This window comes from Streptomyces sp. NPDC059142 (genome assembly GCF_042755665.1).
Taxonomy (GTDB): domain Bacteria; phylum Actinomycetota; class Actinomycetes; order Streptomycetales; family Streptomycetaceae; genus Streptomyces.
This window is the reverse complement of sequence record NZ_JBHZDA010000050.1, coordinates 25,848-52,516: the sequence shown is the minus strand read 5'-3', so window position 1 is coordinate 52,516 and position 26,669 is coordinate 25,848. Positions and strand designations below refer to the sequence as shown.

The following is a 26,669-nucleotide window of genomic DNA, read 5'->3' as shown; positions in this document are numbered from 1 at the left end:
CCTCACAACACCCCCAATCGCGCCCCGCCCCCACCCCCCCCCCGCCGCCGCCGCGCCCGCCCCCCCCGCCCTCGTCGGGGGTGGCTCCCCGCCCCTCGCCGTCGCCGCCCGCGGCGGCCGCCCCCCCGCGCCCGGGCTCGCGGGGCCCGCCCCCACCCCGGGACGCGACCGGCCGCCGCCCCGTGTTCACGGCGGTGCGGCGCCGTCCGACCCGCGGATCCCCGCGAGCGGCCGAACGGCCGGACCTTCCGCATTTCGGGCGATCGGCGAGAAAACAGCCGCCGAACCGGCGGTACGATCGGATTCACCACCCCTGGTGCGTCACAGAGGCCCGAGGTCATTCCTATGATGGGCGCACGACACCACGGACCTTCCCTTTCTCCGCCGACGGGCTCACCCCGTCCGGCGGCGCGGCGGGCCCGAGAGGTGTACGGCGGCACGACGGTGGTGGAGGGGTCGATGACACAGGGGGCCGGTCAGGGACCCGCGGTGCGGACGGCGACGTTGCGCGACTTCCGCGTACCGCCGTACGCGCAGGTTCCCGTGCAGTCCGGAGAGCCGGCACAGCCCGCACCGTCCGGCCCCGCGCCGGACAGCCCCTCGGGGCACCCCGGCGGCGTACCGGAACAGCCCGTCGCCGTACCGGAGCAGCGGGACACCGCGCCCGAGGCCGGAACCGCGCCCCTCGACGCGCCCGCGGAACACCCGCACGGCGCGCCCGAGGAACCGCCGCGCCCCGCCGGGCACATGGAGAGCCCCGGCGCGCCCGGGCATCCCACGGCCACCGCCTCGGCCCACCCCGGCGACGCGATTTCCGCCGACGAGATGCCGGAGGGGTACACCCCCACCGAACGCGATCTCCCGGTGATCACACGGGTCAGCCCGGACGACGCCACACAGGTCCTCGCCGCCCCCGCCGAGGACACCGGGTCCGAGGGGCCCGGGCCGCTCTTCGTCGTCGGTGACGTGCACGGCTACCTCGACGAACTCGTCGGCGCCCTCGCCGAACAGGGCCTCATCGACGCCGAACGCCGGTGGGCGGCCGGCAACGCCCGCCTCTGGTTCCTCGGCGACTTCACCGACCGGGGCCCCGACGGCATCGGCGTCATCGACCTCGTCATGCGGCTCTCCGCGGAGGCCGCGGCGGCCGGCGGCTACTGCAAGGCCCTGATGGGCAATCACGAACTGCTCCTCATCGGCGCCAGGCGGTTCGGCGACACCCCCGTCAACTCCGGTGCGGGCACCGCCACCTTCCAGGCCGCGTGGATCCTCAACGGCGGCCAGCGCACCGACATGGAGCGCCTCCAGGACGTCCATCTCCAGTGGATGTCCCGGCTCGACGCGGTCGTCGAGGAGGACGGGCATCTGCTGATGCACTCCGACACCACGGCCTATCTCGACTACGGCTCCTCCATCGACGACGTCAACGACGCGGTCCACCAGATCCTCACGCGCAATGACGCCGACGAATGCTGGGACCTCTTCCGCAAACTCACCAAACGCTTCGCGTTCCGTGACGAGGGCGGCCCGCAGGCGGTCCAGGAACTCCTCTCCCAGTACGGCGGAGGACGGGTCGTCCACGGCCACAGCCCCATTCCCTATCTGCTCGGCGAAGTCGGTACAGAAGACGCGTCGGACGACGAAGACGACACCGGACCGGTGGTGGAAGGGCCACACGTATATGCCGACGGACTTGCCATCGCCATGGACGGCGGAGTGACGATGGCAGGAAAACTGCTGGTCGTACAGCTTCCGTTGGCCACATCGTCAATGTAGGACAGGTGTTTTCCGGAAACCCCCTGTCACGCCACGCCAAAATCGCTCTACCATCGGCTTATCCGTAGCAGGCTCTCCTCCGTTTCCGCCGACTGCGGCTCGTACCACACGGGCGCTACGGCCCCACGGAGTATCGGGGGATGCACATGAAAAGCGCTCCGCACCTGCTGAGCGAGGATCGCGCGGATTTCGAGCGGATCCTTGGCGATGTGCTGCGCAATGCGCACGAACGTCCGGACCTCGCCACGGTCGGGCAGCGGCTCAACGCGGAGCAGTTGCGCACCCTGGCGCTGAACGCGACGGACCGGATCACCGCACCGGCGGCGGCCGAGTACGAGCACTACACCAAGATCCGCGGGGAGTTCCGCTCTCCGGGCACCGCCACGTCGGTACACGACTCCGTGCTGGACCCGGCGGAGGACGACACGACGGACTCCGGCGCCGGGCTCACCGCCGTCATCACGGTCCTGGTACCGGTCCTCGGCGGCACCGCGGCGGCGATCTTCCTGCTGGTGGGCTTTCTGCTGAAGGCGCTCGACCCGGCACCCGCCTTCGCGGACAGCATGCTCGCCGTGGGCTGGTTCTTCGCGGCCGTCACCGCGCTCGGCATCCTGGCCGCCGCGGTGGGGCTGCTGGTCACCGCGCTGCGCAACAGCTCGACGCAGCTCCCCGCCGACGAGACGGCCGGCGGAGAGCTGCCCGACGAGGTCGCCCGGGCGCGCGAGGCATGGCGCCACGCCCTGCTGGAGCGCGGCATCCTGCCCTTCCTGCGGGCGGCGCTCGCCGACCCGAGCGTGGACCCGGCGACGCCGAACCCGCCCCGGTCGGCCAAGCAGCTTCCCAAGATCGGCTACAGCAGGCCGGACTTCAGCAGCCCCCACGAGGGCTCCACCGCCGGTCAGCGGCCGAACTTCAGCAGCCCGGACTTCAGCGGCCCGGACTTCACCAGCCCCGACTTCGGCGGCCCGGAGCACCGGCCGGAGTGACCCGGCCGGCCACCCGGCCCGGCGCCGGTGGGGGACTGCCGATGCCCCGGAGCGATACGGGGATACGGGCCCGCGCGAGTCCGTGAACAGGCGTCCCGCCCGGCGCCGTGACGGTCAGTCGGCCAGCGGCAGATAGACCCGGTTGCCGGCCGCGGCGAACTCCTTGGACTTCTCCGCCATGCCCGCCTCGATCTCCTCCGCCGGTGTTCCGGTCCCGTCCGCGCCGCCCGCCATCTCCCCACCGTGCTTGCGCCGGATGTCCTGGGAGATCTTCATCGAGCAGAACTTGGGGCCGCACATCGAGCAGAAGTGCGCGGTCTTCGCGGGCTCCGCCGGCAGCGTCTCGTCGTGGTACTCCCGTGCCGTGTCCGGATCGAGCGCCAGATTGAACTGGTCCTCCCAGCGGAACTCGAACCGGGCGTCCGACAGCGCGTCGTCCCACTGCTGCGCCCCCGGATGCCCCTTGGCCAGATCCGCCGCATGAGCCGCGATCTTGTAGGTGATGACGCCCGTCTTCACGTCGTCGCGGTCCGGCAGGCCGAGGTGTTCCTTGGGGGTGACGTAGCAGAGCATCGCCGTACCCCACCACGCGATCATCGCCGCACCGATCCCGGAGGTGATGTGGTCGTACGCCGGGGCGACATCGGTGGTCAGCGGGCCGAGCGTGTAGAACGGCGCCTCCTCGCAGATCTCCTGCTGGAGGTCGATGTTCTCCTTGATCTTGTGCATCGGGACATGTCCCGGGCCCTCGATCATGGTCTGTACGTGGTGGCTCTTGGCGATCGAGTTCAGCTCGCCCAGCGTGCGCAACTCGGCGAACTGCGCCTCGTCGTTCGCGTCCGCGATGGAGCCCGGCCGCAGCCCGTCGCCGAGGGAGTACGTCACGTCGTACGCCGCGAGGATCTCGCACAGCTCGTCGAAGTTCTCGTACAGGAACGACTCCTTGTGGTGCGCCAGGCACCAGGCGGCCATGATCGAACCGCCACGCGAGACGATCCCGGTCTTCCGGCGGGCCGTGAGCGGTACGTAGCGCAGCAGTACACCGGCGTGGACCGTCATGTAGTCGACGCCCTGCTCGGCCTGTTCGATCACGGTGTCCTTGTAGATCTCCCAGGTCAGTTCCTCGGCCTTGCCATCGACCTTTTCGAGCGCCTGGTAGAGCGGCACGGTACCGATGGGCACGGGGGAGTTGCGCAGCACCCACTCACGGGTGGTGTGGATGTTGCGGCCGGTGGAGAGGTCCATGACCGTGTCCGCGCCCCAGCGGGTCGCCCAGGTCATCTTCTCCACCTCCTCCTCGATGGAGGAGGTGACCGCGGAGTTGCCGATGTTGGCGTTGACCTTCACCAGGAACCGCTTGCCGATGATCATCGGCTCGGTCTCCGGGTGGTTGATGTTGGCCGGCAGCACGGCGCGACCCGCGGCGATCTCCTCGCGGACCACCTCCGGGGCGACGCTCTCGCGGATCGCGACGTACTCCATCTCCGGGGTGATCTCGCCCCGGCGGGCGTACGCGAGCTGGGTGACCGCCCGGTCCGTGCGGCCCCGGCGCGGCTGGCGTGGCCGTCCGGGGAAGACCGCGTCGAGGCCCCGCAGGTCCGTCGCCCCGCCCCCGAGCAGCCCGCCGCGCGGGGAGGTGTGCTTGAGCCCGTCGTCCTCGGGGCGCGGCGGCCGGCCCGCGTACTCCTCGGTGTCGCCTCGGCCGATGATCCAGTTCTCCCGCAGCGGCACGAGACCGCGCCGTACGTCGGTGTCGACAGTGGGGTCGGTGTACGGCCCCGAGGTGTCGTACAGCGTGACGTCCTCACCGTTGGTGAGGTGGACCTGGCGGACCGGCACGCGGAGATCGGGGCGGGAGCCCTCGATGTATCCCTTGTGCCAGCCGATGGCGCGCCCGCCCGTTGCCCCGCCGGAGAGGGCGGTGTCCTCGGAGGCCGGGCCCGAGGGGGCCTGGTCGACGCCGGTCTCCTCCGAGCCGGAGGCAGGCGTGTGTGCGTCCTGATGGGTCATGAGACCTACTCCCTACGCCGGCATTACCCGGTAACAGGTTCAGCGGTCGGCGCAGCGCAGGTGTCCGGGGTTCCGTTCCCGGGACTACACGTCAGCGCCCTCTCAGCCCGGTGCTCCGAGCTCCCGCGTGTGCAAAGGTGACTCCACGCTAGCGTCATATCGGGCGCGCTGAACAGAGGGCCCCCGCATCCTCCGGCTTCTTGCGATGATCGGTCGGTGACCCCACCCACGCAGACTCACGAACCGCACGGCCACTCGCACAGCCACGGCCCCGCCATGCCGGTCTCCCGGCACCTCCGCAAGGTGATCGCGGCGGTGCTGATTCCGTTCGCGGCCGCCGTGGTGGTCGGGCTCGCCGTGCTCTGGCCGGGTGGTGCACCCGCGCACGAGCGCACCGGTGTGGGCTTCGACCGGCAGACCTTCGCGGGCCAGGTGGTCCAGATCGAGCGGGTCGCCTGCAAGGACGTGAACGCCTCCCAGGTCCCGTCGACCGGTGACACCTCGACTCCGCAGGGGCGCGAGGCGGTCCAGGAGGAGACCGGGGAGTGCAAGAAGGCGACGGTCGAGCTGAAGGAGGGCAAGGAGAAAGGTCACACGTTCGTCGAGATCGTCCAGCCGGACGCACCGCGGCAGTTTCACGTGAAACAGGGCGTTGTGGTCGCCTATGCGCCGGACGCTCCCCGGGATCTGCAGTACTCGGTTTCCGATGTGGACCGGCAGTTCCCGCTGACGCTGCTGGCGGGGATCTTCGCGCTCGCGGTGATCGTGGTGGGGCGGATGCGAGGGGTCATGGCGCTGGTGGCGCTCGTGGTCTCGTTCGCGGTCCTGACGCTGTTCATCCTGCCGGCGATCCTCCAGGGCTCGAATCCGCTGGTGGTGGCGGTGGTGGGGGCGAGCGCGATCATGCTGGTCGCCCTGTATCTGTGCCACGGTCTGACGGCCCGTACCTCGGTGGCGGTGCTGGGCACCCTGATCTCGCTGCTGCTGATCGGGCTGCTGGGGTCGCTCTTCATCGGCTGGGCGAGCCTGACCGGCAACACCGATGACAACACGGGGCTGATCCATGGCCTCTACCCGGAGATCGACATGAGCGGTCTGCTCCTGGCCGGGGTGATCATCGGTTCGCTCGGTGTGCTGGACGATGTGACGGTGACGCAGACCTCGGCGGTGTGGGAGCTGCGCCAGGCCGATCCGACGATGGGGCCGCGCGCGCTGTACCGGGCGGGCATCCGGATCGGCCGCGACCACATCGCGTCCGTGGTCAATACGCTCGTGCTGGCCTACGCGGGTGCCGCGCTGCCGCTGCTGCTGCTCTTCTCGATCGCGCAGTCGAGTGTGGGGACGGTCGCCAACAGTGAGCTGGTGGCGGAGGAGATCGTACGGACGCTGGTGGGGTCGATCGGTCTGGTCGCTTCGGTGCCGGTGACGACGGCGCTGGCGGCGCTGGTGGTCTCCGCGGACCGGTCCGCCCCGGAGAACCCCGCGGCCCCGTCCTCGCCGCCCCTCCCGGACGGACCGGGGGCGGGCCCGGGAGCCGGGCCCGGCTGGGAGGCTCAGGAGTCCCCGGGGCTGCTGGTGCCGACCCCGCCGGCGCGCGGTCCGGGCGGCCGGGGACGCCGCCGCAAGAAGTAGCCCGAGCGGGGCGGAAGGGATCCGGGCCACCCGGGCCGGCAGAATCACCCGGACGGCCCCCTCGACGGGCCGTCAGCCCGCGTTCTCCTCGGCGAGGATGCGGCCCAGCTCTTCCTCAAGGCTGCCTTCGAAGTCACTGAGCGTGCACTCCTGGCCGAGCGGGACCAGCCGGTCCGTACGGTCCAGGAAGGCCACCAGCGGCGCGGCGCTCACACGGAAGAGCGCGTGGTCGTCGCCGACCTGGAGCCGCATATGGACGTCCGAGAGGTCCTCGGGCGTCGTCGGGGAGATGTGCACATCGCCGTCCCCGCTGGGTGTGTTGATGCCGTCGAGCAGCAATTCGCGACCGAAAGTCCAGGTCACAGGCGCATCGCCGGGCAGATGGAATGTCATCCGTACCGCGTAGGGATCAGCCACCTTGTAGTGGAGTTCCACCGGGATACGGAACGACAGCTCCTCGGAGACGAGGAAGCTCATCAGGACCTCGGCCTGGACCGACTCGCGCATCGTTGTACTCCGGAGTAGATGGAACAGTGGCTGGGAATGATCCCCGTTGACCCTCTTGACGCAATCGTCCTGTAAGCGCTAGCAGATCACAAGGAGTAATTTTTCAGATACTGATAGAGAGGATTTGCGAGGTCAGCAGGGATCCGATCTCTCTGCGTAACCGTTCGGCCGTCGGAAGCAGCCGCTTCTGTTGACAGAGCGGTATAGAAATGGCCACGGCGGCCGCTGTGGCTCCGACCGTGACGGGTACGGCCGCGCAGACCGTGCCGAGCCGGTACTCCTGGCGGGAGACGACCGGTTCCATGCGTCCCAGCGCGTCGAGGCGCTCCAGCAGGGTGCTCCGGTCGGGCACGGAGTACGGGGTGAGCGGACGGACGGGATACCGGTCCAGATGGTCGCGGCGGGACGCCTCGTCGAGCTGACTCAGCAGGCACTGGCCGATCGCGTGCGCGTGGGCCGTCGCGCGGAAGTCGGCCCGGGCGTCGACCGCGGGGTACGCGGGGCTGTCCGCCACGGAGACCAGGTCCAGCTCGCCCTCGTGGTAGACCGCGAAGTACACGGGGACGCCCAGCGCGTCGCGCAGCCGGGCGAGGATCTCGGTGAGGGTGGCACGGCGGCCGCGGACGGCTCCGGCGTGCACCAGCCGCTGGGCGGCGTCCCCGAGGACGAAGACGCCCCTCTCGCGGCGGAGATAGCCCTCGTAGGTGAGGGTGCGCAGCAGGTGGTAGGCGGTGGGGAGAGGGAGCCCCGTCTCGCGCGCGAGCTGCTTGGCGGTGGCTCCGTCAGGGTGGGAGCCCACCGACTCCAGCAGCCGCAGAGCCCGCCGCACCGATCCGATCAGCGTGGGAACCGCGGCGGATGTAGCTGTGACCAAAGATCACCCCCAGGCGTGCGGACGGGCCGGAAGCCCGCCGGGTGCGGCAGAGGTGAGCCACTCTAGGGGCAGGTCACAGCCGGGGTTGGTTTCCTCTTCACCTTTCCCTCTGGCGGGCTAACAGCCCTATGGACTGACAGCCCTACCAGTCGCCGCGCGAGGACGAGGAGGACGCCGTGAACTTCCGCACGACGTAGATCAGACCGCCGACCAGGGCGACGAATATCAGCACCTTGAACAGCACACCGATCACGAAGGCGAGCACGCTCATGATCAGTCCGCCGAAGACCACGACGGCGATCACGGGCACCGCGATCCACTTCACCCACCACGGCATCCCCGTGAAAATCTCCCGAACCGCCATCGTCTTTACCTCGCTTCACCGAGTTCCTGATGTGACCGCTGTACGCCTTCGATGCTAGAGCCGCACCGGACCCCGCGGGGGCTCCGCAGCCCCCGCTCTCCCCTGATCCGACCCTGAGACCCGCCTGAGGGTCAGCCCTCAGGCGGCGAGAACACGACCATCACCCGCAGATCCTCCGTGATGTGGTGGAACTTGTGCGCGGCCCCGGCCGGCACGTAGACCACGCTGCCCCGGCTCACCTGGGTCGTCTCCGTCCCGACGGTGATCGACGCCCGGCCGCTCACGACGAAGTACACCTCGTCCTGCCGGTGCGGCTGCTGCGGGTCGCTCGCCCCCGCGTCCAGCGCGTACAGCCCCACGGACATGTTGCGTTCCCGTACAAACTGCAGATACGCGCCGTCGTTGGCGGCACGCTCCGCCTCCAGCTCATCCAGTCGGAATGCCTTCATGCCACGATCAGACCATGAAGAATTTCCTAGTCAAGACGATCGCCAACGCGGCTGCCCTGGCGGTGGCGATCTGGCTGATCCAGAACATCACCTTGACCGGTGAGAGCACCGGCAAGAAGGCGCTCACGCTGATCCTGGTGGCGCTGCTCTTCGGGCTGGTCAACTTCCTCGTCAAGCCCGTGCTGAAGCTGCTGACCCTGCCGCTGTTCATCCTGACTCTCGGGCTGTTCACCCTGGTGATCAACGCCCTGATGCTGCTGCTGACCTCCTGGTTCGCGGACAAACTGAGTCTGAGCTTCCATGTCGAGGGGTTCTGGACGGCCGTGCTCGGCGGTCTGGTCATCTCCGTCGTGTCCTGGGCGCTCAACGTCGCACTCCCCGACGACAACGACTGAGGCCGCTGATGAACCACCCCCAGAACATCGGCGACGGGACCCGTGCCGTACGGGCCGGGCTGCCCGAGCCGGTCAAGCACGAACCGACCCTTCCCGGGCCGGTCTTCGCCGCCCACTTCCACCTGCCGGGCGACCCGACCGGACCGTACACCTACGGCCGTGACGAGAACCCGACCTGGACCCTTCTCGAACAGGCCATCAGCGAGCTGGAGGCGCCCGGCAGGTCCGTCGAGACCGTCGCCTTCGCCTCCGGGATGGCCGCGATCTCCGCGGTGGCCTTCTCCCAGCTCCGGGCCGGTGACGCGGTCGTCCTGCCCGACGACGGCTACCAGGCGCTCCCCCTGCTGCGCGAACGCCTGGAGGCGTACGGCGTGGAGGTGCGGACCGCGCCCACCGGCGGGGACGCGCAGCTCCGCGTCCTGGCCGGGGCCCGCCTCCTGTGGATCGAGACGCCGTCCAATCCCGGCCTCGACGTCTGCGACATCCGCCGGCTCGTGCGCGAGGCGCACGCCGGCGGCACCCTCGTCGCCGTCGACAACACCCTCGCCACCCCGCTCGGCCAGCGCCCGATCGAACTCGGCGCGGACTTCTCCGTGGCCAGCGACACCAAGGGCATGACCGGCCACGGCGATCTGCTTCTGGGCCATGTGACCAGCGGCGATCCGGAACTGGCCGCCGGGGTGCGGCGCTGGCGCAAGGTCGTCGGGGCGATCCCGGGGCCGATGGAGGCCTGGCTCGCGCACCGCTCGCTGGCCACCCTCCACCTCCGGTCCGAGCGCCAGTGCGCCAACGCGCTGGTCCTCGCCCGCGCGCTCGCCGAGCGCGACGACATCAGCGGGCTGCGCCACCCCGGGCTGCCCGGCGACCCCTCGCACACCGTCGCCGCACGTCAGATGCACCGCTTCGGCTCGGTGGTCTCCTTCGTCCTGCCCGACCGCGAAAAGGCGGAACGTTTCCTCGAAGAGCTGCGCTTCGTGGAGGAGGCGACCAGCTTCGGCAGCGTGCGGTCCACCGCCGAACGGCGCGGACGCTGGGGCGGCGACGCCGTACCGGAGGGGTTCATCCGCCTCTCCGTCGGCGCCGAGGACCCCGAGGACCTGCTCGCGGACGTCCTGCGCGCCCTCGACACGGTGCGCTGACGACGCCCGGCGCCGTACACGAAGCCGTATACGAAAGAGACGGTCCGAGCCTCCCCCCTCATGGCTCGGACCGTCGTCGGTTCCCCGCCGTTCCACGCGCGGAGAACCATTTAACCAAGGCTAGTTGACTCTGCGTCAGTGTCCAATCACAGTAGCGACAGCGGCCTATCGACTTATTTATAGTTGGCATCGCGGGGGTGCCGGGGGAGCGAGGCCCTGTCCGGCAGGGCGCGGGCGCGGTTCAAGACGGGAGAGCGGGACATGGACCTGGCTCTGCTGCGCACGTTCGTCACCGTGCACCGCGCCGGTTCCTTCACCCGCGCCGCCGCCCTCCTCGGCCTCTCCCAGCCCGCCGTGACCGGCCAGATCAGGACCCTGGAACGGCAGCTCGGACGCCCTCTCTTCCTCCGCCAGGCCCGCGGGGTCACCCCCACCACCATCGGCGACGAACTCGCGCACCGCGCCGCCCCCCACCTCGACGCGCTGGTCGAGATCGCCGAGACCGGACTCGACGAGGAGTCCGGCGTACGGACCCTCCACCTCGCCGGTCCCCCCGAATTCACCTCGCTGCGCGCCCTGCCCGCGCTCACCCCGCTCACCGCCCAGGGCCTCGCCCTGCGCACCTCGTTCTTCGGAAACTCCGAGGAAACCCTGGAAGGGCTGGCCGCCGGACATCATGATCTGGCCATCACCACCACCCGGCCACGCGGCCAGCTCCTCACCGCGACTCCGCTCTGCGACGAGGAACACGTCCTGATCGCGGCCCCCCGCTGGGCGGCCCGCCTCGGCCAGGAGGTGCTGCGCGAGGGCGTCGTGGTGCTCGAACAGCTCCCGGTGGTCGAGGTCCACGAGTCGCTGCCGTTCGTCTCCCGCTACTGGGCCACCGTGTTCGAGACCCGGCCCGCGGCGGCGGGCACGGTGATCGCCCCCGATCTGCGGGCCGTCCTGGAGTGCGCGGCGGCCGGCGCCGGACTCGCCGTCCTGCCCCGCTACCTCTGCGAGGCGGCCCTGGAGCGCGGCGAGGTCGTCGCCCTGCTCGACCCGCCCGTACCCCCGCTGCGCACCTACTTCCTCGCCGTACGCACCGGCACTCTCGCCCTTCCGCCGGTCGCGCGGGCCCACGAGTGGCTGCTGCGGGCCGCAGTGGAGTGGTGACCGGAAGAACCGCCCGGAGACCGGCGCGGCCACGAGCCGATGGGCCGCCGGGCGTTTCAGAAGGGGCAGGACGGGCGAACCTCTTCCCATGACCGAACGGCCCGTGGTCAAGCGCACCGCACGCGCCATCCTGCTGGACGGCGACGACCTGATCCTGATCAAACGGACCAAACCAGGGGTGGACCCGTACTGGCTCACCCCCGGCGGCGGGGTGGAGAGAACGGACGCCACCGTCGTCGACGCCCTCCACCGCGAAGTGGACGAAGAACTCGGCGCAAAGATCATCGACGTGGTGCCGTGCTTCGTCGACACCGTGGAACACATCGCCGACGGCGGCGTCACCGGCGTGAAGGTGCAGCACTTCTTCGTCTGCCGGCTCGACTCGATGGACACCTCGCTGCGCCACGGCCCCGAGATCGACGAACCCTCGGGGGAGTACGAGATCGTCCGGGTGCCGTTCAGCCGCGTCGGTATCGCCGCCGTCCACCTCGTCCCTCTGTCCCTGCGCCACTACCTGGACGGCAACATCGAGGGCGTACGCGCCATGCACGCCCCCGACCTGGGGTGACCTGACGGGTACGCCCCCTGACCGTGCCTATGTGGTGGCCGCGACGAGCTCGTCCAGGGAGTCGTGACGGATCCGTTCGGAGGGGATCCCGGAACCCCGCAGCGCGTCCAGACTGCTGCGGATCATCCCCGGCGGCCCCGACAGATACGCGTCGAACTCGTGCCACGGACCGTGGTCGCGCACCGCCTCGGGCAGCCGCCCCGCCAGCCCCGCCGTGGGGCCCTCCGCGACCACCGGACGCACCGACAGCCACGGATGGGCGCTCTCCAGCTCCAGCATCGTCTCCATGTCGTACAGGTCGTGATCGCTGCGCGCGCCGTAGAAGACCTCGACCGGACGCCGGTGCCCGCGCTCGGCGACATCCTCGATCAGTGCCTTGATCGGCGCGATACCGGTGCCCCCACCCAGACAGAGCAGACCGTTGTCCGTGCTGTGGTCGACGGTCATGGAACCGGCCGGCGGCCCCAGCCGCAGGACATCACCGGGACGGGCGTGGTGGACCAGCGCGTTGGACACCCAGCCGGCCGGCACCGCCTTGACGTGGAACGACAGCAGCCCGTCCGGCCGCGGAGCCGACGCGAAGGAGTAGTGCCGCCAGACCCGAGGCCACCACGGCGTCTCCAGGCTGGTGTACTGCCCCGCGAGGAACGGGTACGGCTGATCGGGACGGACGGTGACCACGGCGATGTCCGAGGTCCGCGTCTCGTGCGAGACCACCTCGGCCTGCCACCACGCCGGGGCGTGCTGCTCGTTCTCGGCCGCCGCGTCGATCATGATCTGGGAGATCGTCGTGTACGTCCGTACCCAGGCCCCCTCGGTCTCCTCGTCCCAACTGGCCGAGGCGTAGCGCGCCAGCGCGCCCATGAGGGCCTCACCGACGGCGGGGTAGTGCACGGACTGGGTGCCGTACTTGCGGTGGCCGCGCCCGAGCTGGCGCAGATAGTCCGTGAGGACATCGGGCGAGTCCATGTGCTCGGCGGCCGTCAGCAACGCCTTGAGCAGCCGGTCGCGCTGCGCGTCCATCGCCACGGGGAACAGCGCGCGCAGTTCGGGATGGCGTACGAACAGCAGCGAGTAGAAGTACGAGGTGAGCTGCTTCGACACCGGGCCGACCTCGGCGAGCGTCCGGCGGACGAGGATCGCGTCCGGCGAGGCGTTCGGGTCCGGGGCCGCGGGAGCGGGCGGCACGACGGACGGCTGCCCGGACGGGGCCGCCGCGGCGGCGACCGGCGCCTCGGGCGGCAGCGCCGCCGACACCGGCGCCTGAGGCGGCAGCGGCTCGCTCTGCGAGCCCTGCTCGCCGCCGGACCCCCGCGCGTCCTGCTCCGCGGGGGCCGGCGCCCCAGCGGCGCCCTCCGCGCCCGGGACCCGCTCGTACTCCGGCTGAACGGGATGGTGCCGTACGGCGTCAGCCGACTCCGGCGGTACGGGACCGGGCCGTGCGGCGGCCGACCGTACGGCTGCCTCAGCGGCCGCCGAATCGGGGCCGACAGCCCCGTTCCCGGCCGGCTCCGGGCCCTCGGAGACCTGCGGATGCGCCGCGGGCCCCTCCTCCGCGCGCGGCCCCTTGGAGCGCGGGCGGAACGCGTCGGGAACGCCGTCGTCCACCGGGGACGGCGGCACGGCAGCGGGGTGCTCGGCACCGTTCGGCGCCTGCCCCGGGTTCGGCGCCTGCCCCGGCGGGCCCTCGCGGCGCGGTGGCGCGGTACGGGTCCCACCGGAGCCCACCGGGCGTAGCGAGGCGAAGGTGCGGCCCTGGGCGGGTATTCGGTCCCGGCCCGCCTCCCCGGCCCCGCCCGGCCCCGCCGGGTCCGTCCGGCCCTCGCCGCTCGGCGCCCGGCGAGGGGCGAACCAGCCGCCGCCCGTCTGCTCCCCGGAGCCGCCGCCGTCCCCGGAAGTGCCGTTGTCAGCCGACGTGGTGGTCGGAGCGTCCATGATGTGCCTCGCCTCGAACATCTTTCGGTCGGTCTGCGCACTTCCGGTGATCCGGAATACGCAAGCGATTCCCCGTTCTGACTCGGACTGATGACAGCCCGTCTCAACCCCCGTCACAACCCCCACGGGGAGACGAGGCACAGGAATACGACATAGCGCGCAATGCCCGTCGTCGCAGCATGGCAGACCACGCCTCCACGACGGACAAAGAGCGCGAAGTTCGGGCATCCGCACTGGATTTACCGTTAGGGTGCATCGCTCCCGCACTCAATCGCCGGATCCCCCGCCGCGTTTCCACGGCGCCTCCGGGTCAGAGTATTACTGCTGGAGGCGCACCAGTTCATAGACCTCACGCAGATCCCCTCCCGAGTACGTGTGCGTGGCGAGCCCCGCCAGGTGATGATCGGCATTCACCGCCACCGCGCAGGGCACCACCGTGAAGATCTCCGCATCGGACATCGAATCACCATAGGCAACACAGTGGTCCAGCCCCACCCCGAACTCCGCACACAGTTGGTTCGCGATCTTCACCTTCGCGGCCGGATCGAGAATGCCCGCCCGGTCCACCGGCTCGACGAAAGGCAGAGCCGGCCACCGCGAACCATGCGCCGCGTGGGCGCCCCACTCCAGCAGCCGCGAAACAAAGAAATCAGGCGAGAGGGAGATAACAGCGCAGTAATCACCCCTCTTCCGGATGTCCGCCCAGACCTCACGGATTCCCGACAGCCAGGGAGCACCCTCGAAAGCCGCCGCCACCTGCTCCACCGTGAGCTCGGCCCACAACTCCCGCACCCGGACCGCGAACTCGTCCGGCGCCAGCCCCAGCGAGACGAACCCCCGCTCCAGCTCCGCGATCTCACGGTCCAGCCCCAGTTGCCGGGAGATCTCCACCGCGGCGGCCGAGCCACGGATGAGCGTCCCGTCGAGGTCGAAGAGATGAAGCCTGCGCCCGTCCGCCGGGCTCGCCATACTTGCTGCCATGTCCGCCGAGGTTAGTACGCGCGCTCGCGCGCAGGGCAGACGATCACCGGCCACCGGCAGCACCGTGTTTCACGTGAAACCACGCAAACCGCTGGACGAACGATCACCGGATCCGACAGCCTGGCCCCCATGTCGACATCGCTCTCCGCACTGCCCGTCCGACGCCTGACCATGAGAGACCTCACGGCCTGCGCGGATCTCACCGAAGACCGCGACTGGGCGCGTGAAGAGCACCGCTGGAGCCTGCTCCTGGCCGCGGGAACCGCACACGGCATCGACGATCCGGACGGCAAGGGCCTGGCCGCCACCTGCGTCGTCACCTCCTACGGCAGCAGCCCCCACGGTGGAGAACTCACCGCCGTGGGCATGCTCCTCGTCGCCGGCCGCCACGCCCGCCAAGGCCTCGGACAACGCCTGATGAACCACGTCCTGCACGAGGCCGGCACCACCCCGCTCGTCCTCCACGCCACACCCCAGGGCAGACCCCTCTACGAACGGCTCGGCTTCACCGGTATCGGCACCACCCGGACCGTCCTCGGCCGTCTGCGGCACCCGGGCCCCACCGCGCCTCCCCTGGCCACCCGGCCCGCGACCGCCGCCGACCTGCCCGCCATCATCCGCCTCGACAACGAAGTCTTCGGCGCCGACCGCACCCATCTCCTCGCTCGGCTCCCCGCCTTCGCCGACCGCCTCAGGGTCGCCGAGGAAGGCTCCACGATCACCGGTTACGGTGCCGCCTGGCCCACCCCGGCGGCCGATGTCGTCGGGCCCCTCGTCGCCCGGGACACCGATACGGCGAAGGCTCTGGTCGCCGCCCTCGCCCCCGCCGCGGACCGACCGCTGCGCACCGCCGTCGACGTACGCCACACAGAGCTGTTGAACTGGCTCGAAGAGCACGGTCTGGAGCCCACCGCCCTCACCACGCTCATGGTCCACGGCGTCCCCGGCCTGCCGGGCGACCGGACGCGGCTGTTCGCCCCTCTGAACCTGGCCACGGGCTGACCCGTACCCCCACCGCCCCCGCACGCCCGGCCGCGCCCCGCGGCGTACCCTGCCCATCATGAGCGACCTGGAGATCCGGCCCGCGGCCCCTGACGACATCCCGGCCATCGTGGCCCTGCTGGCGGACGACACGCTCGGCGCGCAGCGCGAGTCCCCCGACGACCTCGCTCCCTACGCCGCGGCCTTCGAGCGCCTGGCCGCCGACCCGAACCAGCACCTCGTCGTGGCCGTACGCGACCACCGCGTGGTCGGGACGCTCCAGCTCACCATCGTCCCCGGGCTCTCCCGCCGCGGCGCCACCCGCTCGCTCATCGAGGCCGTACGGGTCCACTCCGACGAACGCGGCAGCGGCCTCGGCACCCGGTTCATCGAATGGGCGATCGACATGTCCCGGCGCGAAGGCTGCCAACTGGTCCAACTGACCTCCGACGCCACCCGCACCGACGCCCACCGCTTCTACGAGCGGCTCGGCTTCACCGCCTCCCACATCGGATTCAAACTGAGTGTCTGAAAACCGCATCCTTATCCGATCGGACTCGTTGCCCCCGGCAAGGGGGCAGGACGTATGCCCATCGAGATCCCGCCCCCACCGACGGGCCGCACCCGGCCCAGGAGGAGACGGGTCACATGCTCGACGAGATAGTTCTGCTGGAGTCCAGCTCCCTGCGCGCGAGCGTCGCCGGGCGTGACGACGTTCTCGACAAGGTCAAGGAACTGGCCCTCTCACCGGACGGGCTCCACGCCACGACCAAGGACGTCGCCGCCTACTTCGAGGTGAGCGAGCCGGTCATCCGCGCGGTCATCCACGACCACCGGAGCGAACTCCAGTCGAACGGATACCGCGTTCTCAGCGGCGAGGAACTGAGTTGCTTCAAGCAACTCAGTGGCATCCAGTCCCGTAGCCGCTCCGTCGGGATCTTCTCCCGACGCGCTGTCCTGAACACCGCGATGCTGCTCCGTGACAGCATCGTCGCACGTCAGGTGCGTACCTACCTGCTCGACAGTGAGCGCGCGCACTCCACCGAGCCTGTGGACAACTTAATCCACAGGCTGAAGGAGTGGATCGACACCCGCATCACCGACGCCCTCGCGCACCACCCAGCCGCACCCGCCGACGCGGGCGCCGCACGCATCGCCGAGGACATCGTCCGCACCACCATCGGCACGGCGATCGTCCCGGTGCTCAACACCGCCATCCGGAACGACGGCGACCAGCGCGCCCGGATCGAAGCCCTTGAGGACGAGGTGACCCGTCTGCAACGCGTCCTGCGCGAGCGCGAAGCGGCCGGATCGGCGGATGCGCTCGACGCCATGAGCACATACCAGTTCACCCAGCACATCGCCAGGCTCTGCCGCCGGGACGGATGCGATCCGGTCACCGTGACCGGTGGCCACGGCGGTACCGGAGCCGACATCGTCGCCTACACCCCCGACGGGCGCCGCGTCGTCGTCCGGTGCACGCCACGTACCCCCGCGACGGTCATCACCAGCGGCGACGTACAGCAGTTCATCGGCATGGCCAGGCTCGACCACAAGGCCGACATCGCCCTGCTCGTCGCCGCCTGCCCCTTCACCCGCGACGCCCTGCTGCTCGCCGCGCGCCACGACATGACGGCGGTCCACCGCGGTCTGCTGGAGGCATGGAGCGGAGGCGTGAAACTCCAGGCGTTCCGCCACTGATCCGCCTCCGCACACCGGTGATCCACAGGTGGCAGACGGGGGCGGGTGATGCGTCTCAGCAGACGGGCCCGAAGCCGCCCTCCACGCTTGCGGCTTCGGGCACGACCGCACCCCACCGCCAGGCGGCCTTCGCACCCGGTTTCACGTGAAACATCGCCATCGGCCCCTACCCTCCGAGCCCGCGCCAGCCCGCCTCGTCCACCCCGCCGGGAACCGCGTCATCCGGGGCGTACGGCCCCCGGGTGAAGACGAACGAGCCGAGGTCGAGATGGCTCACGGACCCGTCCGGCCGCCGCACCACGCGCAAGGTCTCCCCCGCGTAGTAGCCGTCGAGCCCCGTCCAGCCGCCGTCCGCCGCCGGGGCGAAGACCGACCCGCGCCCACCGCCGTGCAACGGGCGCAGCTCCAGACCACCGTCAGCCGTCAGCCGCAGCCCCACGGGCTGTGTCCCCCAGTACCACGGTCCGGTGAGCGCCAGCAGCTCCTGGTCCACCTCGGGCAACGGCTTCCAGGGCTCCGGGATCCGTGGCTCCGCGTCCGCCACGATCCCGACCAGCTCCGCCGCGACCGATCCGGCCGCCAGCCCCGAGGTGGCGTTGGCCAGCACCGCCGCCGCCACCCCGTCCTCCGGGCTCACCCACAGGCCGGCGACAAAGCCGGGCAGTGATCCCGTATGACCCACGAGCGTCCGGCCGCCTTGGCGGATGACCTGCGCTCCGAGGCCGTAGAAGCCGTCCCACTGCCCCGATTCCGGCGCCGCGGCCGGCCTCCTCAGCTCTGCCACGGACGTGGCGCTCAGGACCTTCTCGTCGCCTTCCACGAGGAAGCCGGCGAACCGGCAGAGGTCGGTGGCGGTCGACCAGAGCTGCCCCGCCGGAGCCATCAGTCCCAGATCCTCGACCGGTTCACGCAGCAGCGCGTCGGCCCACGGATGGACGGCCCAGCCCGCGGCGGAGGGCGCGACCGGCCGTACCGTCGTACGGTCCATCGACAGCGGCTCAAGGACCTCGCGCCGCAGCACCTCCTCCCAGGACGCGCCCCGTACCGCCTCGATCAGCGAACCCAGCAGCGTGAAGCCCGGGTTGGAGTAGTGGTGCCGCCTTCCCGTGGGGTGCACCACCGGCCGTTCGCCCAGCACGTCCGCGAGCTCCGGGCGCAGCGCGGCCGGTGTCCGCTCCCACCACGGCCCCGGGGTCTCCGCGGCGAGCCCCGCGCTGTGACCGAGGAGCTGCGCGACGGTGACCTCACCGACCCCCGTTCCCGGAAGATGCTTCTCCAGCGGATCCGCGAGGTCGATCAGCCCCTCGTCACGCAGCCGCAGTACCAGCACGGCGGTGAAGGTCTTCGTGATCGACCCGATCCGGTACTGCGTAGCGCCGTCCGGGGCATGCTCCGCCCCGCAGCTCCGCGCTCCCGTCCACACCGTCCGCCCCTCACGGGCCACCGCCGCGACCACCGAAGGCACCCGCGCCTCCGTCTGCGCTACAGCGATACGGTGCAGCAGAGCCCGCCGCGTACCGGGCAACAAGTCTTCCCAAGGTTCCGTCATGGACCACATCTACCCACAGGTCAGCACGCGGTCGACCGCATTTCACGCCGCGCCGGACCCCCTCCGTCGCGGCGCCCGGAACCGGACAGGGCGTCAAAACCCGGTGGACAGCCCCGGCAGCCGTCACCACAGTGAGCCGCATGACCTCCTTCGTGCACCACATAGCGATCGACTGCTCCGACACCTACACCCTGGGCAATTTCTGGGCCAAGGTCCTCGGTGCCTCTCTCGCCGAGGACGACCTGCCCGGAGATTCCGAAGCCCTCCTCGAAGCGCGGGGCGTCACGCTGCTGTTCATCGCCGTCCCCGAGGACAAGATCACCAAGAACAGGGTCCATCTGGACCTCCAGCCTCAGGAGCACACCCGTGACGAGGAGGTCGAACGCGTTCTCGCCCTGGGCGCCACGCTCGTGGCGGATCACCGCCGCCCCGACGGCCGGGGGTGGGTGACCCTCGCGGACCCCGAGGGCAACGAGTTCTGCGTGGAGCGCAACGCGGCCGAACGAGCCGCCTGACCCGCCGTACGGAGATGACGACGGCGCTGAAAGCCCCGTCGTGACGCCGCTGGTCCGGTGCCCGGTCCCGCTGGTCCGGCCAGCGCTGCCGATTCTCGTCCTCCAGCCCCGGACCGGCGCGCCGAACGCCTCACCCCGTGGCGCGGAAGCAGGAAAAGGAGAGAGCGGTGTCCGTTCACCCTGAACCGTCCCGGCCCGTGGACCGGCGTGTCCATGTACAGGGCCGCCCCGTCGGTTCCTGGCCCGCCCGGTCGCCGGAAGCGGAACGGGGCGCGGTGCGCAGGATCACGGTGGTCGGCGAGGAGATCCTGAGCCGCCCCTGCCGGGAGGTGACCGAGTTCGGCTCCCCCGCGTTGTCGGCGCTGATCGACGACATGTTCCTGACGATGTACGTGGCCGAGGGCGCCGGCCTGGCCGCCAATCAGGTCGACGTCGGCCTCCGGGTGTTCGTCTACGACTGCCCCGACGACCAGGGGGTCCGGCATGTGGGCCACGTCGTCAACCCGGTCCTGGAACTGCCCCCGCCACGGGGCCGCCGTCTCCTGGACGAGCTCGAAGGCTGTCTGTCCGTGCCCGGCGCCACCATGGCGCTTCCCCGTACCGACCGTGCCGTCGTCCGCGGCCTCGACCGGAACGGCGCCCCTCTCGTCATCGAGGGAACGGGCTACTTCGCACGCTGTCTGCAGCACGAGACCGACCATCTGCTGGGCCACACGTATCTCGACCGGCTCTCCGCCCGGGACCGCAAGGACGCGCTGCGCACGATGGCGGACCGCCGTGCGGATGTCTTCGCCCGGCGCGCCGGGCGGGCCGCCGAACTGGGGCGGTGAGCCGTCACCGCACGCTCCTCGGGGACGGCACCCCTGCCTTCCCGGGGACGAAGGCCCTCACCCGCTCGCGAACCGCCCGGAATATCCGCCCCGTGGGGGAAGTTCCGCAGGGGTGCCCCTGCGGGACGGCGCGCCTCCCCCGGCGCCGCCCCACACACCCCGGGGGCGAGCGAAAGACAGGTGAACGATGAAGTCCGTCGTCCGGACGGCCGCCGGCGGCCCCGAAGTCCTCCAGTTCGTCGAACGGCCCGTCCCCGAACCCGGCCCGGGCGAGGTACGCGTGCGTGTACACGTCTCCGGCGTCAACCCCACCGACTGGCGCAGCCGCAGACGCGCGCTGCCGCCGGGCATGGACGAGCAGGTGCCCCACCAGGACGGCGCCGGGACCATCGACGCCGTCGGCCCGGGGGTCGACCCGGCCCGTGCCGGACAGCGGGTGTGGCTCTGGGAGGCCGCGTGGGAGCGCCCCTGGGGGACCGCCCAGCAGTACACGCTCGTCCGCGACGACCATGCCGTCGCCCTCCCCGACCACGCCCCGTTCGAGCTCGGCGCCGCCCTGGGCATCCCCGCCCTCACCGCCCACCGGGCGCTGACCGTCCACGACGGCGGACCGGGACGGATCGCCCCCGGCACCCTGCGCGACACGACCGTGCTCGTGGCAGGCGGCGCCGGCGCCGTCGGCAACGCGGCCGTCCAGCTCGCCCGCTGGGCCGGCGCACGGGTGGTGACCACGGTCAGCGGCCCCGCCAAGGCCGCCTTGGCCCGCGCGGCCGGCGCCCACCACGTGGTCGACTACCGCGCGCGGGACGCGACCGCGGAGATCCTGGCCTGGGCGCCCGGGGGCGTCGACATCGTCGTGGAGGTCGCGCCGGGCACCAATGCCGCACTCGACATCGCCGTCACCGCCCCCGGAGCCGTGGTGGCCTACTACTCCGGCGGTGAGAACGAGCATCTGTCCGTTCCCGTGCTCTCCTCGCTCCAGGCGAACCTGCGCTGGCAGAGCGTCTTCATCTACACGGTCCCGGACACCGCGAAGCGGCAGGCGGTCGCCGATGTCGCGGCAGCGGTCGCCGCGGGCGCCCTGCGCGTGGGCGAGGAGGCCGGGCTGCCGCTGCACCGCTTCCCGCTGGAACGCGCCGCCGACGCCCACGCCGCGCTCGAACGGGGCCTGGTCGGAAAGGTCCTGCTCGACCTCCCGTGACCGTACGGCCGCGTCGGCGGGGCGTGCGCCCCGCTACGCCGTCCCGTCGGCGCCGCCGACCATACGGACGAGGGTGTCGACCAGTTCGTCGGCGGTGGAGCGCAGCGCGTCCGTGTCCAGGTGGCCGCTGAGCTCCATGTCCGCGATGCCGTGGGCGCTGGTGAGCAGCAGCGCGCCGTACCGCCGTGTGTCCCGCTCCCCGACGAGACCGGTGACGACGGCCAGGAACTCCGCGTGGAAGCGTCCGGCCGCGCGCATGCGGTCCGTGGCCGGATCGTCCTCCGGTCCGCAGAGCTGACGCCGGACGCGGTCGAGTCCTTCACCGAGTTCCTCGGGGCGGTGTCCGGGGCGCCGGAACAGCATCTGGTACAGGTGCGGCTGGTCCCGGGCCACGCCGATGAGGGTGTGGAGGGCGCCGCGCACCCGGGCGGGGGCCGAGAGGGCCGGGTCGGTCCGCAGGGTGTGCATCCGGTCGGCGATCCGCTGCCAGCTCTCGGTCGCGACAGTGGTCAGCAGGCTGTCCTTGCCCGTGAAGTGCCGGTAGGGCGCCCCTCGGCTCACGCCTGCCCGCGCACCCACCTCGCGCAGGGTGACCGCTTCGGGGCCGCCGAGGTCGAGCAGTTCGGCGGCCGCGTCGAGCAGGGCGCGGCGGGTGAGGGCGGCGGACTCGGCGCGGGTGACCATGACCGCATCATACAGTTGACAGTGTCATCTGAATTGGTAACGTAACCGAGGTGACAACGTCATCTGAAACTCGGAAACTGACCGTCGTGACCGGAGCCTCCACCGGCATGGGCGCGTCGACCGCTCGCCAACTGGCCCGCCAGGGGTTCCATGTGCTGGCGGGTGTACGGCGCGACCGCGACGCCGACGCCATCCGGTCCACCGGCGTCGAACCGGTCATCCTCGACATCACCGACCCCGCGCACGTGGAGGCGCTCGCCACGCGCGTCGCCGACGACCCGCGTCCCCTGCACGCGCTGGTCAACAACGCCGGCGTCCAGGTCAACGCCCCGGTCGAAGCCCTGCCGATGGCGCGGTGGCGACAGGTCTTCGAAGTCAATCTGTTCGGCCACATCGCCGTCACCCAAGCGCTCCTGCCCACGCTGCTGCGCGACCAGGGCCGCGTGGTCAACATCAGCTCGATCGGCGGCAAGTACGCCATGGCCACCTACGGCGCCTACGCCGGGGCCAAGTTCGCCCTCGAAGCGGTCAGCGACTCGCTCCGCCGCGAGGTCGCACCGCTGGGCGTCCAGGTGGTCGTCGTCGAGCCCGGCGGCGTACGCACCGAGATCGCCACCCGAGGCATCGCCACGGCGAACGACCTCGCCGCCCGGATGACACCGGAACAGAACGAGCGCTACGGCGGCCTGGTGCGGGCGAACAACCGGTTGATGGCCACGGGCACCGCATCGGGCCTGAGCGCCGACGCCGCCGCCCGCGTCATCGTGAAAGCCGTGACGGCCCGCAGACCACGCACCCGCTACACCGCCGGACGCGACGCCGCCCTGATCATGCGCCTGGGACCACTGCTCTCCGACCGCATGCTCGACCGCGTCCTCGCCGCCAACCTGCGCCGCCACCACCCGAAGGACACCACGGCCACCCCCACGGCACCCCGGGCCGAACACGCGCGACACACCCCGTGACCGGCCCTGGCGCGGGCGTCCGGGCACCCGTCACCTCGCGTCAGGTCTGCGCCATGTCCACAAAACGCGAGTAGTGGCCCTGGAACGCCACCGTGATCGTCGCCGTCGGGCCGTTACGGTGCTTCGCCACGATGAGGTCCGCCTCGCCCGCGCGCGGTGACTCCTTCTCGTACGCGTCCTCACGGTGCAGCAGGATCACCATGTCCGCGTCCTGCTCGATCGAGCCCGACTCACGCAGGTCCGAGACCATCGGCTTCTTGTCCGTACGCTGCTCAGGACCACGGTTGAGCTGCGACAGCGCGATCACCGGCAGCTCCAGCTCCTTCGCCAGCAGCTTCAGGTTTCGCGACATGTCCGAGACCTCCTGCTGACGGCTCTCCGCACGCTTCGAGCCGCCCGACTGCATGAGCTGCAGATAGTCGATGACCACCAGCCGGATGTCGTTGCGCTGCTTGAGACGACGGCACTTCGCCCGGATCTCCATCATCGAGAGGTTCGGCGAGTCGTCGATGTAGAGCGGCGCCTGCGAGATGTCCGGCATCCGGCGGGCCAGCCGTGTCCAGTCCTCGTCCGTCATCGTGCCCGACCGCATGTGGTGCAGCGCCACCCGCGCCTCCGCCGACAGCAGTCGCATCGCGATCTCGTTCCGGCCCATCTCCAGGGAGAAGATCACGCTCGGCAGATTGTTCTTGATGGACGCCGCGCGCGCGAAGTCCAGCGCGAGCGTGGACTTGCCCATGGCGGGACGGGCCGCGATGACGATCATCTGGCCGGGGTGAAGACCGTTCGTGAGCGAGTCGAAGTCGGTGAACCCGGTCGGCACACCGGTCATCTCGCCGCTGCGTGAACCGATCGCCTCGATCTCGTCGAGCGCGCCCTCCATGATGTCGCCGAGCGGCAGGTAGTCCTCGCTCGTGCGCTGTTCGGTGACGGCGTAGATCTCGGCCTGCGCGGAGTTGACGATCTCGTCGACGTCCCCGTCTGCGGCATACCCCATCTGTGTGATCTTCGTACCCGCCTCCACGAGCCGGCGCAGTACCGCCTGCTCGTGCACGATCTCCGCGTAGTACGACGCGTTCGCCGCCGTGGGCACCGACTGGACGAGGGTGTGCACATACGAGGCTCCGCCGACCTTGCCGATCTCACCGCGCTTGACCAGTTCGGCGGCCACGGTGATCGGGTCGGCCGGCTCGCCCTTGGCATAGAGGTCGAGAATCGCCTGGAAGATCGTCTCGTGGGCCGGCCGGTAGAAGTCATGGCCCTTGATGATCTCCACGACATCGGCGATCGCGTCCTTCGACAGCAGCATGCCGCCGAGCACCGACTGCTCCGCGTCGAGATCCTGCGGAGGCACCCGCTCGAACCCGCCGGATCCGCCACCCCAGGGCCCGCTCTCGCTGCCCCGCTCGTGCTGCTCCTCCCTGCCCCCCCGGCCCTCGCCGCGGCGCTGCCGGGAGACAGGCAGACGGTCGCTGGGACCGGTGTCGGTCCAGGGGTCGTCCAACGGCTCGGGAATGCTCACCGGCCACCTCCTCATGTCCGCCCAGCGGACCTCGCCGTGCCACTCTTTGTACGGCACGACACTGACAAAACGAGAGGGCTGACTCCGGTTCCGGCGCGTCGGACGCCGGTCCACGGTAGGCCCGCCGACGACGTCAGCCAATCTTGTTATCCACAGGCCATGTGGACGAGAGACCAGATGCTGTGGAGAACATGGGTGAACCTGTGCACGGACCGGGGGACAGCGCTGTGGACAAAGTCATACCGCCCTTCCCGAACAGGCTCTGACCTGGGTTTTTTCCGTCCACCGGCTGTGGGGGAGAAAAACTTTCCCGACTGGACCAAGATCAACGGAACCGGCGCACAACCGATCCTTCACCCACGCCGGAAGTAAGGATCGCCAGTACCTTGCATCACTTACCTGTGGAAGATTAGGTTGAGCGCATGACACAGGCCCCCTCGGCATCCAGGACCGGGCGGCGACGCCACGATCGTGAGATCGTCGCACTCGCCGTTCCGGCCTTCGGCGCCCTGGTGGCCGAGCCGCTCTTCGTGATGTTCGACAGTGCGATCGTCGGCCATCTCGGCACCCCGCAACTCGCCGGACTGGGCATCGCGGCGGCCCTTCTGACAACCGCCGTCTCCGTCTTCGTCTTTCTCGCCTACGCCACCACCGCGGCCGTCGCCCGGCGGGTCGGCTCGGGCGATCTTCCAGCCGCCATCCGCCAGGGCATGGACGGCATCTGGCTCGCTCTGCTGCTCGGCGCCGTCGTCGTCGCGGTCGCCCTGCCCGCCGCGCCGTGGCTCATCGGGCTCTTCGGCGCCTCGGACACCGCTGCTCCGTACGCCATCACCTATCTGCGGATCTCCAGCCTCGGCATCCCGGCCATGCTGGTGGTGCTGGCCGCCACCGGTGTACTGCGCGGACTCCAGGACACGCGTACACCTCTGTACGTCGCCATCGGCGGGTTCGGCGCCAACGCGGCGCTCAATGTCGCACTGGTCTACGGCGCCGGCCTCGGTATCGCCGGCTCCGCCTGGGGCACGGTGATCGCCCAGTGCGCCATGGCCGCCGTCTATCTGGTCGTCGTCGTACGGGGAGCGCGTCGCCACGGTGCGTCGCTGCGGCCCGACGCGGCGGGGATACGGGCCAGTGCGCAGGCAGGTGCGCCGCTGCTGGTCCGCACGCTCTCGCTGCGGGCGGTTCTGATGATCGCCACGGCGGTCGCGGCACGGCTGGGGGACGCGGACATCGCCGCACATCAGATCCTGCTGTCGCTGTGGAGCCTGATGGCTTTCGCGCTCGACGCTATCGCCATCGCGGGGCAGGCCATCATCGGCCGTTACCTCGGAGCGGGGGACACCAAGGGTGCCCGGGAGGTGTGCCGCCGCATGGTGCAGTGGGGGATCGCCTCGGGTGTACTGCTGGGGGCGCTGATCGTGATCGCGCGCCCGTTGTTCATCCCGCTGTTCACCGGGGACTCGGCAGTACGGGAGACGCTGCTGCCCGCGCTGCTGGTGGTGGCGGTGACACAGCCGCTCGCGGGGATCGTGTTCGTGCTGGACGGCGTGCTGATGGGCGCGGGGGACGGTCCGTATCTCGCCGGGGCGATGCTGGTGACGCTGGTGGTCTTCGCGCCGGTCGCCCTGCTGGTCCCGGTTCTCGGAGGCGGGCTGACGGCTCTCTGGTGGGCGATGGGGCTGATGATGGCGGTGCGGATGGTGACGCTCTGGCTGCGGACCCGTTCGGGGCGGTGGCTGGTCACGGGCGCGACGCGCTGACACACCGCCGCACCACTCCGGGGTTGCCGTTTCACGTGAAACACCCGGTGTGCCCGTTTCACGTGAAACATGGCGCCGGAATCAGGCCGCGACCGACAGAGAGACGACAGAGAAGAGGGGGGGGGGGCGCCCGGGGGGGGGGCCGCGGCCCGCGGTGTGTGGGGGGCGCGGGGGGTGTGGGGGGCGGGCC

General features: G+C 70.7%; 24 protein-coding genes, 1 pseudogene and 1 riboswitch. Of the genes and pseudogenes, 15 read left to right on the top strand and 10 right to left on the bottom strand.

From position 1 onward, the window contains the following. Window positions 1-459: 459 nt before the first annotated feature. Window positions 460-1,776: a metallophosphoesterase gene (locus ACFXPK_RS19415; RefSeq protein WP_385076957.1), complete on the top strand. Its 1,317-nt coding sequence runs from the start codon at window positions 460-462 to the stop codon at window positions 1,774-1,776. Between the two features lie 140 nt (window positions 1,777-1,916). Continuing rightward, window positions 1,917-2,762 carry a hypothetical protein gene (locus ACFXPK_RS19410; RefSeq protein WP_385076955.1) on the top strand — a complete coding sequence of 282 codons (846 nt, stop codon included), beginning with the start codon at window positions 1,917-1,919 and terminating at the stop codon, window positions 2,760-2,762. Between the two features lie 114 nt (window positions 2,763-2,876). Here the strand turns inward: ACFXPK_RS19410 and thiC are convergent, their stop codons facing one another. Then, window positions 2,877-4,772: a phosphomethylpyrimidine synthase ThiC gene (gene thiC / locus ACFXPK_RS19405; protein WP_385076952.1), complete on the bottom strand. Its 1,896-nt coding sequence runs from the start codon at window positions 4,770-4,772 to the stop codon at window positions 2,877-2,879. Further along, window positions 4,765-4,909: riboswitch (TPP riboswitch) on the bottom strand. Its footprint overlaps the gene before it by 8 nt. A 139-nt stretch (window positions 4,910-5,048) precedes the next feature. Here thiC and ACFXPK_RS19400 point away from each other — a divergent pair. Further along, window positions 5,049-6,404: a YibE/F family protein gene (locus ACFXPK_RS19400; RefSeq protein WP_384994247.1), complete on the top strand. Its 1,356-nt coding sequence runs from the start codon at window positions 5,049-5,051 to the stop codon at window positions 6,402-6,404. A 72-nt stretch (window positions 6,405-6,476) separates the two neighbouring features. Here the strand turns inward: ACFXPK_RS19400 and ACFXPK_RS19395 are convergent, their stop codons facing one another. The 4 genes from ACFXPK_RS19395 to ACFXPK_RS19380 all read right to left on the bottom strand — a co-directional run bounded on the left by ACFXPK_RS19395 (window position 6,477) and on the right by ACFXPK_RS19380 (window position 8,598). Next, entirely contained in the window at window positions 6,477-6,911 is a 435-nt protein-coding gene (locus ACFXPK_RS19395; protein ID WP_384913439.1) for an SsgA family sporulation/cell division regulator, read from the bottom strand. Window positions 6,912-7,014: 103 nt separating this feature from the next. Next, window positions 7,015-7,785, bottom strand: coding sequence for an IclR family transcriptional regulator (locus ACFXPK_RS19390; RefSeq protein ID WP_384994177.1), 771 nt, complete (start codon window positions 7,783-7,785; stop codon window positions 7,015-7,017). A 142-nt stretch (window positions 7,786-7,927) separates the two neighbouring features. Next, window positions 7,928-8,149 carry a DUF5326 family protein gene (locus tag ACFXPK_RS19385; protein WP_384994179.1) on the bottom strand — a complete coding sequence of 74 codons (222 nt, stop codon included), beginning with the start codon at window positions 8,147-8,149 and terminating at the stop codon, window positions 7,928-7,930. A 131-nt stretch (window positions 8,150-8,280) separates the two neighbouring features. Next, window positions 8,281-8,598 (bottom strand): cupin domain-containing protein, encoded by a 318-nt coding sequence (locus ACFXPK_RS19380; protein WP_384994181.1) that lies wholly within the window; start codon window positions 8,596-8,598, stop codon window positions 8,281-8,283. 14 nt (window positions 8,599-8,612) lie between these two features. Here ACFXPK_RS19380 and ACFXPK_RS19375 point away from each other — a divergent pair, with 14 nt between their 5' ends. The 4 genes from ACFXPK_RS19375 to ACFXPK_RS19360 all read left to right on the top strand — a co-directional run bounded on the left by ACFXPK_RS19375 (window position 8,613) and on the right by ACFXPK_RS19360 (window position 11,855). After that, complete coding sequence (locus ACFXPK_RS19375; protein WP_384994183.1) at window positions 8,613-8,993, top strand: phage holin family protein; 381 nt, start codon at window positions 8,613-8,615, stop codon at window positions 8,991-8,993. An 8-nt stretch (window positions 8,994-9,001) separates the two neighbouring features. Next, window positions 9,002-10,132, top strand: coding sequence for a cystathionine gamma-lyase (locus ACFXPK_RS19370; RefSeq protein WP_384994186.1), 1,131 nt, complete (start codon window positions 9,002-9,004; stop codon window positions 10,130-10,132). Window positions 10,133-10,393: 261 nt separating this feature from the next. Next, a complete protein-coding gene (locus ACFXPK_RS19365) occupies window positions 10,394-11,287 on the top strand; it encodes a LysR family transcriptional regulator (protein ID WP_384994188.1) in 894 nt (297 codons plus the stop codon). A gap of 88 nt (window positions 11,288-11,375) precedes the next feature. Beyond that, complete coding sequence (locus tag ACFXPK_RS19360) at window positions 11,376-11,855, top strand: NUDIX domain-containing protein (RefSeq protein WP_384913418.1); 480 nt, start codon at window positions 11,376-11,378, stop codon at window positions 11,853-11,855. A gap of 27 nt (window positions 11,856-11,882) precedes the next feature. On the opposite strand, the gene ACFXPK_RS19355 is transcribed toward ACFXPK_RS19360, so the two are convergent. Next, window positions 11,883-13,790: a globin domain-containing protein gene (locus tag ACFXPK_RS19355; RefSeq protein WP_385076940.1), complete on the bottom strand. Its 1,908-nt coding sequence runs from the start codon at window positions 13,788-13,790 to the stop codon at window positions 11,883-11,885. Window positions 13,791-14,108: 318 nt separating this feature from the next. Then, window positions 14,109-14,771, bottom strand: coding sequence for an HAD family hydrolase (locus tag ACFXPK_RS19350; RefSeq protein WP_385076938.1), 663 nt, complete (start codon window positions 14,769-14,771; stop codon window positions 14,109-14,111). Window positions 14,772-14,900: 129 nt separating this feature from the next. On the opposite strand from ACFXPK_RS19350, the gene ACFXPK_RS19345 reads away from it, so the two are divergent. From ACFXPK_RS19345 to ACFXPK_RS19335, 3 genes are all read left to right on the top strand, one after another. After that, entirely contained in the window at window positions 14,901-15,773 is an 873-nt protein-coding gene (locus ACFXPK_RS19345; RefSeq protein ID WP_385076935.1) for a GNAT family N-acetyltransferase, read from the top strand. Between the two features lie 58 nt (window positions 15,774-15,831). Next, on the top strand, window positions 15,832-16,284 hold the full coding sequence (locus ACFXPK_RS19340; RefSeq protein ID WP_385076932.1) for a GNAT family N-acetyltransferase: 453 nt from the start codon (window positions 15,832-15,834) through the stop codon (window positions 16,282-16,284). 116 nt (window positions 16,285-16,400) lie between these two features. After that, a complete protein-coding gene (locus tag ACFXPK_RS19335; RefSeq protein ID WP_385076930.1) occupies window positions 16,401-17,453 on the top strand; it encodes a restriction endonuclease in 1,053 nt (350 codons plus the stop codon). Between the two features lie 166 nt (window positions 17,454-17,619). Here ACFXPK_RS19335 and ACFXPK_RS19330 read toward each other — a convergent pair whose 3' ends face one another. Further along, a complete protein-coding gene (locus tag ACFXPK_RS19330) occupies window positions 17,620-19,002 on the bottom strand; it encodes a serine hydrolase domain-containing protein (protein ID WP_385076927.1) in 1,383 nt (460 codons plus the stop codon). A 140-nt stretch (window positions 19,003-19,142) separates the two neighbouring features. On the opposite strand from ACFXPK_RS19330, the pseudogene ACFXPK_RS19325 reads away from it, so the two are divergent. From ACFXPK_RS19325 to ACFXPK_RS19315, 3 genes and pseudogenes are all read left to right on the top strand, one after another. Then, window positions 19,143-19,514: pseudogene (locus tag ACFXPK_RS19325) on the top strand (VOC family protein); the annotation flags it as partial. 170 nt (window positions 19,515-19,684) lie between these two features. Next, on the top strand, window positions 19,685-20,347 hold the full coding sequence (def, locus tag ACFXPK_RS19320) for a peptide deformylase (protein ID WP_385076925.1): 663 nt from the start codon (window positions 19,685-19,687) through the stop codon (window positions 20,345-20,347). A gap of 187 nt (window positions 20,348-20,534) precedes the next feature. Next, complete coding sequence (locus ACFXPK_RS19315) at window positions 20,535-21,548, top strand: NADPH:quinone reductase (RefSeq protein ID WP_385076922.1); 1,014 nt, start codon at window positions 20,535-20,537, stop codon at window positions 21,546-21,548. A gap of 33 nt (window positions 21,549-21,581) precedes the next feature. Here the strand turns inward: ACFXPK_RS19315 and ACFXPK_RS19310 are convergent, their stop codons facing one another. Continuing rightward, entirely contained in the window at window positions 21,582-22,232 is a 651-nt protein-coding gene (locus ACFXPK_RS19310) for a TetR/AcrR family transcriptional regulator (RefSeq protein WP_385076919.1), read from the bottom strand. An 86-nt stretch (window positions 22,233-22,318) separates the two neighbouring features. Between ACFXPK_RS19310 and ACFXPK_RS19305 the strand changes: the two genes are divergently transcribed. After that, on the top strand, window positions 22,319-23,197 hold the full coding sequence (locus ACFXPK_RS19305) for an SDR family oxidoreductase (protein WP_385076916.1): 879 nt from the start codon (window positions 22,319-22,321) through the stop codon (window positions 23,195-23,197). A gap of 40 nt (window positions 23,198-23,237) precedes the next feature. Here the strand turns inward: ACFXPK_RS19305 and dnaB are convergent, their stop codons facing one another. Beyond that, window positions 23,238-24,719, bottom strand: a complete 1,482-nt coding sequence (dnaB, locus tag ACFXPK_RS19300; RefSeq protein WP_384994221.1) for a replicative DNA helicase — start codon at window positions 24,717-24,719, stop codon at window positions 23,238-23,240. 422 nt (window positions 24,720-25,141) lie between these two features. On the opposite strand from dnaB, the gene ACFXPK_RS19295 reads away from it, so the two are divergent. Next, window positions 25,142-26,479, top strand: coding sequence for an MATE family efflux transporter (locus ACFXPK_RS19295; RefSeq protein ID WP_385076913.1), 1,338 nt, complete (start codon window positions 25,142-25,144; stop codon window positions 26,477-26,479). Window positions 26,480-26,669 lie beyond the last annotated feature (190 nt).